At 73.8% G+C, this 13425-nt stretch carries 12 protein-coding genes and 1 pseudogene; 10 read left to right on the top strand and 3 right to left on the bottom strand.

Translation table 11 applies throughout. The features are described 5' to 3' along the window. Nucleotides 1–247: 247 nt before the first annotated feature. Both OV079_RS06595 and OV079_RS53630 read right to left on the bottom strand, forming a co-directional pair. On the bottom strand, nt 248–2200 hold the full coding sequence (locus OV079_RS06595) for a tetratricopeptide repeat protein (protein WP_267766887.1): 1953 nt from the start codon (nt 2198–2200) through the stop codon (nt 248–250). Further along, nucleotides 2191–3219 (bottom strand): serine/threonine-protein kinase, encoded by a 1029-nt coding sequence (locus OV079_RS53630; RefSeq protein WP_338088873.1) that lies wholly within the window; start codon nt 3217–3219, stop codon nt 2191–2193. The genes OV079_RS06595 and OV079_RS53630 overlap by 10 nt, the downstream gene beginning before the upstream one ends. 211 nt (nt 3220–3430) lie before the next feature. On the opposite strand from OV079_RS53630, the pseudogene OV079_RS06585 reads away from it, so the two are divergent. The 8 genes and pseudogenes from OV079_RS06585 to OV079_RS06550 all read left to right on the top strand — a co-directional run bounded on the left by OV079_RS06585 (nt 3431) and on the right by OV079_RS06550 (nt 10576). Then, a pseudogene (locus OV079_RS06585) lies at nt 3431–4688 on the top strand (serine hydroxymethyltransferase). Between the two features lie 24 nt (nt 4689–4712). Continuing rightward, entirely contained in the window at nt 4713–5894 is a 1182-nt protein-coding gene (locus OV079_RS06580) for a beta-ketoacyl-ACP synthase (RefSeq protein WP_267766885.1), read from the top strand. Nucleotides 5895–6039: 145 nt separating this feature from the next. After that, the gene (locus OV079_RS06575; protein WP_267766884.1) at nt 6040–6843 is read left to right on the top strand and encodes a beta-ketoacyl synthase chain length factor; all 804 of its coding nucleotides are present in this window, start codon (nt 6040–6042) and stop codon (nt 6841–6843) included. Continuing rightward, nucleotides 6840–7289 carry a hotdog family protein gene (locus OV079_RS06570; protein WP_267766883.1) on the top strand — a complete coding sequence of 150 codons (450 nt, stop codon included), beginning with the start codon at nt 6840–6842 and terminating at the stop codon, nt 7287–7289. Before OV079_RS06575 ends, OV079_RS06570 begins: the two co-directional genes overlap by 4 nt. After that, a complete protein-coding gene (gene fabG / locus OV079_RS06565) occupies nt 7286–8008 on the top strand; it encodes a 3-oxoacyl-ACP reductase FabG (protein ID WP_267701910.1) in 723 nt (240 codons plus the stop codon). Before OV079_RS06570 ends, fabG begins: the two co-directional genes overlap by 4 nt. A gap of 7 nt (nt 8009–8015) precedes the next feature. Beyond that, the gene (locus OV079_RS06560) at nt 8016–9215 is read left to right on the top strand and encodes an NAD(P)/FAD-dependent oxidoreductase (protein ID WP_267766882.1); all 1200 of its coding nucleotides are present in this window, start codon (nt 8016–8018) and stop codon (nt 9213–9215) included. Nucleotides 9216–9407: 192 nt separating this feature from the next. Then, nucleotides 9408–10010, top strand: a complete 603-nt coding sequence (locus OV079_RS06555; protein ID WP_267766881.1) for a hypothetical protein — start codon at nt 9408–9410, stop codon at nt 10008–10010. Then, nucleotides 10007–10576 (top strand): hypothetical protein, encoded by a 570-nt coding sequence (locus OV079_RS06550; protein ID WP_267766880.1) that lies wholly within the window; start codon nt 10007–10009, stop codon nt 10574–10576. Before OV079_RS06555 ends, OV079_RS06550 begins: the two co-directional genes overlap by 4 nt. A 119-nt stretch (nt 10577–10695) precedes the next feature. On the opposite strand, the gene OV079_RS06545 is transcribed toward OV079_RS06550, so the two are convergent. After that, a complete protein-coding gene (locus OV079_RS06545; protein ID WP_267766879.1) occupies nt 10696–11295 on the bottom strand; it encodes a Maf family protein in 600 nt (199 codons plus the stop codon). A 311-nt stretch (nt 11296–11606) separates the two neighbouring features. On the opposite strand from OV079_RS06545, the gene OV079_RS06540 reads away from it, so the two are divergent. Both OV079_RS06540 and OV079_RS06535 read left to right on the top strand, forming a co-directional pair. Further along, entirely contained in the window at nt 11607–12614 is a 1008-nt protein-coding gene (locus OV079_RS06540) for a hypothetical protein (protein WP_267766878.1), read from the top strand. Nucleotides 12615–12657: 43 nt separating this feature from the next. Next, nucleotides 12658–13389 (top strand): YggS family pyridoxal phosphate-dependent enzyme, encoded by a 732-nt coding sequence (locus OV079_RS06535; RefSeq protein ID WP_267766877.1) that lies wholly within the window; start codon nt 12658–12660, stop codon nt 13387–13389. Nucleotides 13390–13425 lie beyond the last annotated feature (36 nt).

Below are 13425 nucleotides of genomic sequence, written 5' to 3'. Positions count from 1 at the left end.
TCGGCATTGCCTTCTGTCCCCGGGCCCATCACGCCCGGTCCCCAGCCGAATGAGCGTAGCCCGACCCCCTCATGGATCAGTCACAGGTACATACGAACACGTTACATCGCACGCGCGCGTCGGCGCGCCGGCCAGGATCGCTCGCGCGGGTGCGCCCGCCGGCGACGATGTAAGGAGACTCTTCGGACATGTCTGCATGAGCATGTCCAAACAATCATCGAGAGGACCCGGGCGCGGCCGCGTCGGCTCAGCGCTCGACGTGGGCCAGCAGCCAGGCGTCGACCCGCGAGACCTCCGCGTCGGCGTGATCGCCGGCGTAGTCGGTCCGCGCCTCCGACGCCAGCTTCAGCGCCCGCGGACGGTCGCGGGCCACCACCGCGCGCGCGAGCGCGAACCGCAGCTCGCCCAGGTCGACGGGTCGCACGTCCTTGCGGGTGCGGATCGCCAGCGCCCGCTCGAGCAGCGGCCGCGCCTCGTCGAGGCGCCCGAGCTCGACCAGCGCCACGCCGAGGCCGTGCAACGGGTACGCGAGCTCGGCGTCGTCCGGCCCGAAGATCGCCTGGCCGCGGCGCAGCGCCTCCTCGAAGATCGGCGCCGCCGCGGCGAAGTCCTCGCGCATGTGGTGGCAGATCGCCAGGTTGTAGAGCGTGTCGATCAGGTCGCGGTCGGACCCGGGCAAGCGCCGCAGCGCCGCGACCGCCTGCTCGTAGAACCCGCTCGCCCGCTCGTACTGCTCCACGTCGAGCAGCGCGTTGCCGAGGTTCATCCGCGAGGTCGCGCTCTCCGGGTGGTCCGGCCCGAGCGTGCGCACCCGGATGTCGAGCGCCCGCTCGAGCGCCGCGATCGCCTGCTCGGCGCGGCCGGCTCGCCACTCCAGCACGCCGATGTTGTTGAGCACCGACGCGACGTCCGGGTGGTCGGGCCCGAGGCGGTCCTCGGCCAGCGCCAGCGCGTCGCCGAAGTACCGGCGCGCCGCCTCGGCGCGCCCGCGCTTGTCCTCGAGCGAGCCGAGCGCGTTGAAGGCCGCGATCAGCAGCAGCCGCGACGACGCTGGCGCCGCGCGCAGCACCTCGACCGCGGCCAGCAGCGTCTGGCGGGCGCCCTCGTGCTCGCCGCGGGCCGTCCGCACGATGCCGAGCGAGATGTCCCTTCGCGCCTGTTCGATGGGACCTGCCCCTACGCGCAGGTCGGTGGCCGCCGCCAGCTGCAGCAGCCGCTCGCCCTCGGCGTGGCGCTGCTGCAGCCCGCCGAGCACCAGCCCGAGCTCGGCCATCGCCTGCCCGCGCAGCGGGTCGACCCCGCCGGCCTCCGCCGCCGCGATGGCCCGCGTGTGCAGCTCGACCGCCTGCTCGAAGCGGCCCTGGTCGGCCGCGATCTGCCCGAGGGTGATGAGCGCCCGCGCCTCGATCGCCGGCGCCCCGCTCGCCCGCCCCTCCTGCAGCGCGCGCTCGGCCAGCCCCTGCGCCGCCGCGTACTTGGCCGCGTGGCGCTTGGCCACCGCGTGGGCCAGGATGCCCTCCAGCCGCGCCACCTCCTCGCGGCTGGCCAGCGAGCGCCCGTTCCCTTGCATCAATTGCTCGGCGTCGGCGCAGGCCTTCAGGTCGGGCAGCCCCTCGACCGCGACCGCGGCCCGCTGCACCACCTCGCGGTCGGCCTCGGAGAACAGCGCCGCGGTCGCCTGCAGCTGATCGAGGTGGCGATCGAGGCAGGCCATGCGGCGGTCGAGCAGCAGCGGCGACTGTTCGTGGTGGACCAGCGACGCCTCGCAGACCTCGCGGCGCATCGCCACCCACGTGGCTGCGTACTCGTCGAGGGCCGCCGTCGCGGTCTCGGCCGCGCGCGCCGCGTACGGCTGCCCGGTCTCGAGGAACGCCTGCCGCGCCCGCTCCTTCGTCGCCTCGTCCCACACCCCGACGAGGTGACGGTCCGCGCCCTCGCAGCCCGGCGGCTTGACCTGCGCCCACACGATCCCGCCGGCCACCGTCGCCGCCACGCCGGCCACCGCCAGCGCGCCGAAGATCGTGCGCCGCCGCCGGTCCGTCGGCGCCAGCGCGGCCAGCATCGCGTCCATCGACTCGAACCGCTGGCTCGGCTCGACCGCCAGCGCGCGGAGGATCGCCCGCCGCACGTGCAGCGGCACCGACGTGCGCACCGGCGTGGCGTCGATCTTGCCGCCGAGCACGCTCGTCGTCAGCTGCACGTAGTCTTGGCCGGGAACGGGTGGGCCTTGAACAGCGCCTCGAACAGCGCCACCGCGAACGCGAACTGATCGGCGCGCGCGTCGACGCGCTGCCCCATGTGCTGCTCGGGCGCCATGTAGGCCGGCGTCCCGACCAGCGCGCCGGTCCGCGTCAACCGCATCGACGACAGCCCCGCGATCGCCGAGTCGAGCCCCGTCTGCGGCGTCTGCGAGGCCAGGGCGGCCGCCTGCAGCTTGGCCGCCGCCGGGTCGGTGTCGGCCAGCGGCGCCGAGTTGCCCCTGTCGGTGGTGGCGAACGGCGACAGGCTCGCCGACATCGACGCGCTCGGCGGCGTCGAGATGTTTTCGGACATGTCCCGAGGGACAGCCGTGAACTCGGGCCCCTCCGCGCCGCGGGCGATGCCGAAGTCGACCACGCGCACCCGCCCGTCGCGGCCGACCAGCACGTTGTCGGGCTTGAAGTCGCGGTGGACGATCCCGGCCTTGTGCGCGGCCGCCAGCCCGCGGCCGGCGGCGACGAAGGTGTCGAGGATCTCCTGGCTGGTCCGCTTGCCGTCCTTGAGCCAGCGCGACAGGTTGTGCCCGTCGACCAGCTCCATCGTCAGGTACACCAGCTCGCCGATGCGGTTGGCGTCGTAGATGGCGACCACGTTCGGGTGCTGCAGCCTGGCCAGCGCCTGGGCCTCGCGCAGCAGCCGGCCGACGATCTCGTCGGCGCGGTGGCCGGGGCGGGCGTGCATGATCTTCAGCGCCACCCGGCGGTCGAGCCGCGGGTCGTAGGCGGTGTAGACCACGCCCATCGCCCCCGCGCCGATGCGGTCGAGCACCGTGTAGCGCTCGATCGCCGCCCCGCGCTCGAACTTGAGCGCCTGCACCTCGTCGATCGACGGCGACTCGGCCAGCGTCTCGACCCCGGTCAGGTGCGACTGATCGAGGTCGGACAGGGCCCCGGAGGTGCTGCGCGCGCTCGGCGGGCTCTCCGCGAAAGGCCCCTCGCCCGTCCTCGCCGCCTCGCCCACGCCTGCATGGTATCAAGGGCCGGCGGCGTTGTGGGCCTGGAGGCGCGCGGCGCCCCTGTTTGCAGGGGAGCGGCCGCAGCGCCGCCGCGCCGGGCCGCGAAACGGCATTCGCCGTCCGGGCCTGCGGCGAACTCGGGGCCGCGTCGGGACCTTCGCCGACGCGGCCCGCCGGGCTTGACTCCGCGACCCTTCGAGCAGGAAAACCTCGGGCGTGCACGCCCGCGATCCCGAGCTCTCCGCCGCCGACCCCGAGATCTTCGCGCTGATCGAGCAGGAGGACGCGCGCCAGCGCGACAGCCTGCGCCTCATCGCCAGCGAGATACGTGTCGAAGGCCGTGCTCGCCGCGACCGGCACCAGCCTCACCAACAAGTACGCCGAGGGCTACCCGGGCAAGCGCTACTACGAGGGCATGGACTTCGTCGACCCGATCGAGTCCCTCGCCATCGCCCGCGCGCGCGAGCTGTTCGGGGCCGATCACGCCAACGTCCAGCCCTACAGCGGATCGCCGGCCAACCTCGCCGCGCTGCTCGCCCTGTGCCAGACCGGCGACACCATCATGGGGCTGGCCCTCCCCGCGGGCGGTCACCTCACCCACGGCTGGAAGGTCAGCGCCACCGGCATCTACTACAAGGCCGTCCAGTACGGCGTCCGCCGCGACGACCACCGCATCGACCTCGACGAGGTCCGCAGCCTCGCGCTCGCCAACCGCCCCAAGCTCATCTGGGTCGGTCACTCGGCCTACCCGCGCCAGCTCGACTTCGCCGGCTTCGCCGCGATCGCGCGCGAGGTCGGGGCCTGGCTCGCGGCCGACATCGCGCACATCGCCGGCCTCGTCGCCGGCGGCGCGCACCCGAGCCCCGTGCCGCACGCCGACGTCGTCACCACCACCACGCACAAGACGCTCCGCGGCCCGCGCGGCGGCCTCATCCTCAGCAAGGCCGAGCACGCGGCCGCGATCGACAAGGCCGTGTTCCCCGGCCTGCAGGGCGGCCCGCACTGCCACACCACCGCCGCCAAGGCCGTCGCCTTCCGCGAGGCGCTGCAGCCGAGCTTCCGCGACTATGCGCATCAGATCGTCGCCAACGCCCAGGCCCTCGCGGAGGCCCTGATCGCCCGCGGCCACGTCCTCGTGTCGGGCGGCACCGACAACCACTTGTTGCTCCTCGATCTGACGCCCACCGGCCAGGGCGGCCGCCACGTCGCGCGCGTGCTCAACCGCTGCGGCATCGAGCTCAACGCCAACGCCATCCCGTTCGACCCGCGCAAGCCGTTCGACCCCTCGGGCCTGCGCATCGGCCTGGCCGCCATCACCTCGCGCGGCATCGAGGTCCATCACATGCCGGTCGTCGCCGACCTGATCGCCGACGGCGTCGCCCTCGCCGTCGAGAACGCTGACGACGCCCGCTGCGAGGTCCACCGCGGCCGCGTGCGCGAGTTCCTGCGCGCCTTCCCGGCCCCCGGCCTCTGATCGGCCGCGCCCGCCCTCGCCGTCATGCAGCCGTACCCCATCACCGCCATGGCCCTGTGCAACGGCATGGGCGACAGCACCGCCGCGGTGCTCGCGGCCTTGCGTGCCGGTCGCTCCGGCCTCGGCCCGTGCCCCGCCGAGTTCGAGCTCGACGCGGTCGTCGGCGCCATCCCGACCCCGCTGCCGCCGCTGCCCGGCTTCCTCGGCCCGGTCCGCGACACCCGGCAGACGCGGATCGCCGCCGTCGCGCTGGCCGAGCTGCAGGCCCCGCTGGATCGCGCGCGCGCCCGCTGGGGCTCGGACCGCGTCGCCGTCGTCCTCGGCACCAGCACCGGCGGCATCGAGGCCAGCGAGACGGCCTACGCCCACGCGCAGGCCCACGGCGGCGCCCTCCCGGCCGACTACGACGTCGAGACCTCGCACGCCCTCGACGCCGTCCTGCACGTCGCTCGCGTCCTCGGCGGCGGCCTCGGCGGCCCGGCCTACGTCGTCTCGACCGCCTGCTCCTCGTCCGCCAAGGTGTTCGCCTCGGCCCAGCGATTGCTCGCCGCCGGCCTGTGCGACGCGGTGTTGGTCGGCGGCGTCGACAGCCTGTGCCGCCTCACCGTGCGCGGCTTCGCCGGGCTCGAGGTCCTGTCCTCGCGGCCATGTCGCCCGTTCTCGAGCGAGCGCGCCGGCATCAACATCGGCGAGGGCGCCGCGCTGCTCCTGGTCGAACGGACAGGTGAAGGCCCGGCCCGCCTGCTCGGCGTCGGCGAGAGCTCCGACGCCTACCACATGACGAGCCCGCACCCCGAGGGCCTCGGCGCGCGCCTGGCGATGGAGCGCGCGCTCCGGCACGCGGGCCTCTCCGCCGCCGACGTCGACCACGTCAACGCCCACGGCACCGGCACCAAGCAGAACGACAGCATGGAGAGCGCGGCGATCCGGGCCGTGTTCGCCGGCGCCACCGCGCCCGCGGTCGTCGCCACCAAGGGCTACACCGGGCACATGCTCGGGGCCGCCGGCGCCACCGAGGTCGCCTTCGTGATCGACGCCATCGCTGGCCGCTACCTGCCCGCCAGCGTCGGCGCCGACCCGCTCGACGACACCCTCGCGGTCGACGTGGTCACCGCCCGCCGCGACGTCCCCACCCGCGCCGCGCTCAGCAACTCGTTCGCGTTCGGCGGCAGCAACTGCAGCGTCCTCGTCGGAGGCCCCGCATGAGCACCTTCCGACAGGTCTCCCGGGACATGTCCCCGACGACACCTCCCCGGCGGCGCCTCTGTCCGTGCGGCTGCTCTTTCGTACAGGTCTTCCGGGCCATGTCCCGAAGTTCAGCTCTGACCCCACGCCTCGTCCGAGGCCCGGCATGAGCGCGCTCGCCTTCACCGTCCGCGGCCTCGGCTTCTGGACCCCAGGCTACCCCGACCTCGCCGCCTGGCGGGCCCGGCCCGACACCTGGCCCGAAGGACAGGCGCCGCCGACCGAGCCCTCCGCCCCGAAGGCCGAGCTGCTGCCGCCGATGATGCGCCGGCGCACCAGCCTGCTCACCCGCATGGCCGCCGAGGTCGCGGCCCAGGCGCTGCAGGACGGCGGCGTCGACCGGGCCGCGGCCACCCTCGTCTACGGCTCCGTCTACGGCGAGATCCGCACCACCCTCGACCTGCTCGCCGCCCTGCTCGTCGCCGGCGAGCCGCTGTCGCCGACCAAGTTCCACAACAGCGTCCACAACACGGCCGCCGGCTACGTCTCGATCGCCACCGGCAACCGGGCCGGCAACGCCGCGCTGTCGGCCGGCCGCAGCACCCTCGCCATGGGCCTCGTCGAGTGCGCCGCCCTCGTGGCCGCCGGCGAGGGCGACGTGGTGCTCGTGATCGCCGAGGAGCCGCTGCCCGAGCCGCTGGCCGCCGGCCGCCGCTGGGACCCGTTCGCCGCCGCCTTCGCCCTGTCGGCGCCTGTCCCCGGCGACATGCCCGCGAGGACATGTCGCCTCGAACATGGCCCCAGCGACATGCTCCCGGCGCCACGTCCGGTCCCGGCCGCCCTGGCCGAAAACCCGTGCGCCGCCGCGCTCGCCCTGGTCGAGGCGCTGGCCGCCGGCGCCCCGGCGCGGATCGCCCTCGAGCCGCACCTCGCGGTCGGCTGGCAGTGCACACTCGGAGCCGGGGCATGACCGCCGCCTTCCCGCCGGTGGCCGAGCTGGTCCCGCAGCGCCCGCCGATGCTGCTGCTCGACGAGGTCGTGGCCGCCGGCGCCGACGACATCACCTGCGCGGCGCAGGTCCGCCCCGACAACCTGTTCGTCATCGACGGCCGGGTCCACGCCTCGGTCTTGCTCGAGTACATGGCCCAGGCGATCGCCGCGTTCGCCGGCCTGCGCGCGCGCGCCGACCATCAGCCGCCGGCGCTCGGCCTCATCGCCGCCTGCCGCAACTTCGACCTGCACGCCGAGCACCTCGCCGTCGGCGACCCGCTGCAGATCGTCGCCACCCGCGTGTTCGCCGGCGCCATGGCCGAGTACCGCGCCGCCGTCACGCGCCGCGGCCAGCCGCTGGCCGAGGCCGTGCTATCCGTCGTCTCCACCGCCCCATCCAGCACCTCCGCAGGGAGCCCCGCATGAAGCCACGCGCGCTCGTCACCGGCGCCAGTCGAGGGATCGGCGCCGCGATCGCCGAGGCCCTCGCGGCCGCCGGCCACCCCATCATCCTCAACTACCGCAGCGACGACGCCGCCGCCGAGGCCGTCGCCGCCCGGATCCGCGCCGCCGGCGGCGAGGTCGTCCTCAGCCGCTTCGACGTCGGCGACGACGCGGCCGCCGACGCGGCGATGAACGCCATCCTCGCCGACCCGCGGCCGCTCGGGGTCCTCGTCAACAACGCCGGGATCGCCCGCGACGCCCCGTTCCCCGCGCTCGAGCGGGCCGACTGGGAAGCTGTCCTTCGGACCAGCCTGGGCGGCTTCTACAACGTGACCCGCCCGGTGATCATGCCGATGGTGCGGCGCAAGTGGGGCCGGATCATCACCATGAGCTCCGTCTCGGCCCAGCTCGGCAACCGCGGGCAGGTCGCCTACGCCGCGGCCAAGGCCGGCGTCATCGGCGCGACCAAATCGCTGGCGCTCGAGCTCGCCCGCAAGGGCGTCACCGTCAACGCGGTGTCGCCGGGCCTCGTCGACACCGACATGATCAAAGACGTCCCGCTCGACCACGTGATGCCGCGGATCCCCGCGCAGCGGCTCGGCACCGCCCCCGAGGTCGCCGCGCTGGTCGCCTTCCTCGCCAGCGACGCCGCCGCGTACATCACCGGTCAGGTGATCGGCATCAACGGCGGCATGGTATGACCCGGTCATGCACGACGTCCTGATCGTCGGGGCCGGCCCGGCCGGATCGACCGCCGCCAACTTGCTCGCGCAGGCGGGCGTCCGGGCCGTCACGCTCGACAAGGACGTGTTCCCGCGCTTCCACATCGGCGAGTCGCTGCTGCCGATCGACCTGCCGATCTTCGCCCGCCTCGGCGTCGCCATGGATCGCACGCGCTGGCAGTTCAAGCAGGGCGCCGAGTTCATCGACGAGCGCACCGGCGAGTTCGCCTTCTTCAGCTTCGCCGACGGCCTCGAGGGCACGCCCTCGCACGCCTGGCAGGTCGACCGCGCCAGCTTCGACACCATGCTGTGCGACGTCGCCAGGAGCCACGGCGCCGACATCCGCTTCGCCGAGCGCGTGCGCGACATCGAGTTCGCCGCCGATCACGTCCGCGTCGTCACCGAGCGCGAGGAGCACAAGGCCCGCTTCCTCCTCGACTGCACCGGCCAGGACGCCATGCTCGGCCGCGGCGCCCGCACGATCGCCCCGCTGCACGAGCTCGGGCGCGCCGCCGTCTTCTGCCACTTCGACGACCTCTCGCCCGAGGTCCGCGCCGAGCTCGGCGAGCAGGGCAACATCAAGGTGCTGATCGTCGAGGACGGCTGGCACTGGCTCATCCCCATGCACGGCGGTCGGCTCAGCGTCGGCCTCGTGAAGTGGCGGGGCAAGCTCGACGACGACGCCTTCGAGGCCGCCCTGGCTGCCTCGCCGCTGTGCCGTCGGCTCACCGCCGGGGCCACGCGCAGCGCCACGCGGACGATCCGCAACTGGAGCTACAAGAACACCCGCCCCTCCGGCCCGCGCTGGGCCTGCGTCGGCGACGCCTGCGCATTCCTCGACCCCGTGTTCTCGTCGGGCGTCTCGCTGGCGATGCTGGGCGCCGAGCGCACCGTCGACCTCCTCGTCCCGGCGCTCGCCGAGGGCCGCGAGGCCGCGGCCGATCTCATGGCCCCGGTCCACGCCACCATGCAGGTCGCCTACGACAGCTTCGAGCAGCTGATCCGCCGCTTTTACCACACGCGGCTCGTGTCGCACCTGTTCTTCGCCCGCACGCCCGACCCCCAGCTGCGGCGCGGCCTCATCAGCATGCTCGCGGGCGACGTCTGGCGCGACGACAACCCGTTCCAGGACATGCTGCGGAGCTCTCGCGTGCAGCCGCAGCGGGTCACCGCGCCGAGCGAGTGACTGCAAGCTTTGTAATCCAGCTTGCACTTTAGTCAGTCGCACGGCCGGGGCCGGCGCCGGGTGGTTGCGTGTGCAACGTTGCAATTGCCCGCTCCCGTTGTTCCCTCAGCGGCAGCGGGAACGAGTCGCATGCACGCACGCATCCCTCTTCGCGTCCGGGTGGGCGTCGACTGGCGCATCGCTGTGGCTCTGATGCTGGCGGGCTGTCTCGATCGCAACGGCGGGCAGATCGATCCGACCGCGGCCGAGGCGTCTGCCGGCGGCAGCAGCAGCAGCGGCACCACGTTTCCCGGCATCATGACCACCACCGTCGATCCGGGCGGCAGCGACGGCGACAGCGGCTCGACCGGCGACCCGACGCCCGCGCCGTGCGGCAACGGCAAGATCGACGTGCCCGAGCAGTGCGACGAGGGCGACGCCAACGGCGACGATCGCACGTGCACCGCTTCGTGCCGCTGGAACATCTGCGGCGACGGCCTGATCGAGACCGGCGACGAGGTCTGCGACGACGGCAAGGGCAAGAACGGCACCTACGGCCACTGCGGCAAGTACTGCAAGGACTTCTCCCCCCACTGCGGCGACGGCACGTTGCAGGCGGCCGACGGCGAGGTCTGCGACGACCCCGAGCTGATGTACGGATGCCTCCCCGACTGCACGCAGGCGACCTCGTGCCTCGACATCCGGACCGGCTGGGGCGACGCGGCCGAGACCGGCCTCTACTCGATCCGGCGTCTGGACAGGCAGCTGACCGTCTGGTGCGACATGCAGGCCGACGGCGGCGGCTACACTTTTTGAAGTACGCCTCGGGCACGCTGGTCCCGAACCCGCCGGATCCGGACAAGTTCATCGGCGAGCCGCTCACCGCGGCGCAAGCCGAGGAGAAGTGCGCCTCGTGGGGCCTGCGCCTGTTCTCCCCGCGCACCCAAGAGCACCTGCGAGCCGCGGTCACCGCCGCGAGCGCCGCCGAGTTCGCCCCGGTCCACACCAACGGCGACTATCCCCCGACCGTCGCCGTCGACAGCGACGCCGCCGGCTACCTCTCGATCATGGGCATCTATCCCGTCACCCCGGGCCTCAGCTGCGAGAGCAAGCCGCTCAACAGCGAGGACTGCCCGCAGTGGGCCGCCAAGCCCGATCCGCAGGCCCCCGACGTCGTGATGCCCTACTGGGTCACCGACAAGATCTTTAAAGAGCCAGGCACCACCAACTGCGCCGGCTGCTCGCTCTACTTCAACTGGAACCTCGACGTGCAGCCGCCCGTCCTCACCGGCTACGAGGCGATCAACCTGAACGGCAAGGGTTGGTCGAGCCCGCACTTCCTGTGCGAGGTCGGCGACAAGCTCGGCGCGCCCGAGGGCTGACGCCTGACCCATCGGGCATGTCCCATGGGCCCTGTCCTCAAAGACACCCGTCGCGTCTGCCTGAGCCTGAACCGACCGCCGCGCCTCGGCCCCGATCGCGTCCCGTCCGCGCGCCTCGCTCAGGCCACCCCGAGCGACTCCAGCAGCTCCACCACCTCCGCGAGCGGCAGACCGACCACGTTCGTGTAGCTGCCCTCGATCTTGCGCACCAGCCCGGCCGCCGCGCCCTGGATCCCGTAGGCCCCCGCCTTGTCGCGCCACTCCTCCGTGTCGAGGTAGCGATCGATCTGCGCCGGCGTCAGCGGCCGGAACCACACCGTCGTCGTCACCGCGAACGGGTGCCAGCGGACCTCGGGCCCGCGGAGGTCCGCGATCGCCACCGCCGTCGTCGTGAAGTGGGAGCGGCCCGCCAGCCGCGTCAGCATCGCCGCCGCCTCCGCGCGGTCGGCCGCCTTCGCCAGCGGTTCGACCTGTCCTTCGAGCCAGACCGTGGTGTCGGCCGCCAGCACCACCACATCTGGCTGCAAGGCCAGGTCGGCCTTGGCCCGCGCCACCCGCTCGACGTACACCGGCGGCGGCTCGCCGGGCAGCCACGTCTCGTCGGCGTCGACCGGCGCGCGCGTACACGCGATCCCCGCCGAGCGCAGCAGTTCGGCCCGCCGCGGCGACGCCGACGCGAGGACGAGGACAGGCGGGGTCTGCGGGGCGGGCTCGGTCATGGCCGGCTTTTGCCGGAAAGCGACCGCGCGTGCAACCTCGCCGCCGCCCCCTCGCGCGGGTGCGACGAGGCTCTGCCCGGTCGCAGACGTGCGCGTCTCGAGGCCCCCTTCGGACACCGACGCGAACGCCCGCGCGACGGCCCCGAGGTCGCCGCGGCCTCCCTTGCGAGCCCGAGAGTTCGTGCGCTTCACCTCGCTCGCGCAGCCCTCGCGCCCGACGCCCGGCGCCCGGTCCGACGCCCCCCCGGCCGCGACGGCGAGCCCGGCCCCGGCCCGGCGGGCCCGGCGGCGGTGCGTGCTACCATCTCGCCATGCGGCGCCCCTTCTGCCTCTCGAGCGTCTACCTCCTCGCGGTCCTCGCGCTGTCGGCCCCGTTCATCGCCGCCTGGGCGCCCGACGCCGGCGAGCCTGTCCCCGAGGACACCTGCGACGCCGACGCCGTCGACCCCGACCTGCTGGGCGTCTGGCACCGCTGGGACGCCCTCGCCGAGGGCGACCGCATGCGCTTCTACTTCTTCCACGAGGGCGGCTTCGGCCTCTACCGCTACGGCAAGGTCGGCCTCACCAACACCCACAGCTTCGACTACCGCGCCGAAGGCGGCCACCTCGAGCTCACCTTCCGCAAGACCGGCGAGCGGCGCCGCGTCCCCTATCGCCTCGAGGAGCAGGGCGGTCGCACCTGGCTGGTCCTCGACGACGACCCGCGCGAGCCCGGCGGCGCCCGCTACTTCAAGGCCCCGGCGGCCGCCACCGGCGCGCCCTGCTTCGACCCCGCCGGCGACCTGCCCCAAAAGCCAGGAGCCTCCACCCCCGGGTCCCTCGCCGGCGACTCGTCGCGGGTGACGGGTGCCCTCGCCGCCGCCGCCGACCTGCCCCGAGAGCCAGGTGCGCCCGAGCCCCTCGCCACCGACCTGCCCCGAGAGCCAGGTACCCCCGCGCCCCTCGCCGCCGCCGAGCGGATCGGCGGGCGCCTGTGGGGCGAGGAGGTCCGTTACGCCACCGGCGGCATGGGCTTCTCGATCTACCAATTCCAGCCCCAGGCGATCGACGGCCGCGGCGTCGGCTGGCACCACCGCGGCGACTACGACGAGTGGACCACCGAGACCCTGACCTACCGCCAGCGCGGCGATCGCCTGGCCCTGTCGTTCCCGCTGCGCCACGACGGACTCGAGACCGCGATCCTCGTCAGCGGCAGCGGCGACGACCGCACCCTCCAGCTCGCCGAGGACCCGCGCGACTTCTGGCGCGCCCACACCTACCGCGACATGGGCCCGACCTTCGCCGGCGCCGCCGCCCCGAGCGCCTGCCTGCCGCAGTGACCCCGCCGACTCTGCCTGTCTCTTCGCGCAGGCCCTTTAAGACATGTCCTTGACGCCAGACGACATCGCCGCCAACCTCGCCGCCGTCCGCGCCCGGATCGCCGCCGCCGTCGCCCGCCGCGGCCCCGGTCCCGTGCCCACCCTCATCGGCGTCAGCAAGAAGCAGCCCGCCGAGGCCGTGATCGCCGCCTGCCGGGCCGGCCTCGGCGACCTCGGCGAGAACTACGCCCAGGAGCTGGTGGCCAAGGCCGAGCTCGTCGCGGCGGAGGTCACCCCGCCGCGCTGGCACTTCATCGGCCCGCTGCAGACCAACAAGGTGCGCAAGGTCGTCGCCGTCGGCGCCCTCGTCCACACCGTCGATCGCCCGGGGCTCGTCGACGAGCTCGCCCGCGAGGTCGAGCGCCTGCGCGCGGGTCGAGGCGCCACTACCCCGCTCGAGCTGCTCGTCGAGGTCAACGTCGGCGACGAGGCCCAGAAGGCCGGCGTCGCCACCACCGAACTGCCCGCGCTGCTCGACCAGATCGCCGCCCGTCCCCAGTTGCGCTGCGTCGGCCTCATGGCGATTCCCCCCGAAGGCGAGCCGGAGCAGACTCGCCCGTACTTCGCCCGCCTGCGCGAGCTGCTGCGCCGTGAAGCCGCGATCGCGCGCCCCGGCGTCGACCTGGTCCACCTCTCCATGGGCATGAGCGCCGACTTCGAGGTTGCGATCGAAGAGGGCGCGACCATGGTCCGCGTCGGCACCGCCATCTTCGGCGCCCGACCGCCGCGCGCCTGACGAGCGCGACGAGAGCCTCGCGCGGTCGCACGAGGT

Source organism: Nannocystis pusilla (assembly GCF_026626665.1).
GTDB classification, from domain to species: Bacteria; Myxococcota_A; Polyangia; order Nannocystales; family Nannocystaceae; genus Nannocystis; species Nannocystis pusilla.
The sequence above is the reverse complement of the archived record's forward strand: the minus strand, read 5'-3'. Positions and strand labels throughout refer to the sequence as shown.

Bases quoted from the DNA above. Each gene is read 5' to 3' on its own strand.
- OV079_RS06535 (WP_267766877.1), top strand. From the start codon at position 12,658: ATGTCCTTGACGCCAGACGACATCGCCGCCAACCTCGCCGCCGTCCGC.
- OV079_RS06560 (WP_267766882.1), top strand. From the start codon at position 8,016: ATGCACGACGTCCTGATCGTCGGGGCCGGCCCGGCCGGATCGACCGCC.
- OV079_RS06575 (WP_267766884.1), top strand. From the start codon at position 6,040: ATGAGCGCGCTCGCCTTCACCGTCCGCGGCCTCGGCTTCTGGACCCCA.
- OV079_RS06545 (WP_267766879.1), bottom strand. From the start codon at position 11,295: ATGACCGAGCCCGCCCCGCAGACCCCGCCTGTCCTCGTCCTCGCGTCG.
- OV079_RS06540 (WP_267766878.1), top strand. From the start codon at position 11,607: ATGCGGCGCCCCTTCTGCCTCTCGAGCGTCTACCTCCTCGCGGTCCTC.
- fabG (WP_267701910.1), top strand. From the start codon at position 7,286: ATGAAGCCACGCGCGCTCGTCACCGGCGCCAGTCGAGGGATCGGCGCC.
- OV079_RS06570 (WP_267766883.1), top strand. From the start codon at position 6,840: ATGACCGCCGCCTTCCCGCCGGTGGCCGAGCTGGTCCCGCAGCGCCCG.
- OV079_RS06580 (WP_267766885.1), top strand. From the start codon at position 4,713: ATGCAGCCGTACCCCATCACCGCCATGGCCCTGTGCAACGGCATGGGC.
- OV079_RS06555 (WP_267766881.1), top strand. From the start codon at position 9,408: ATGCTGGCGGGCTGTCTCGATCGCAACGGCGGGCAGATCGATCCGACC.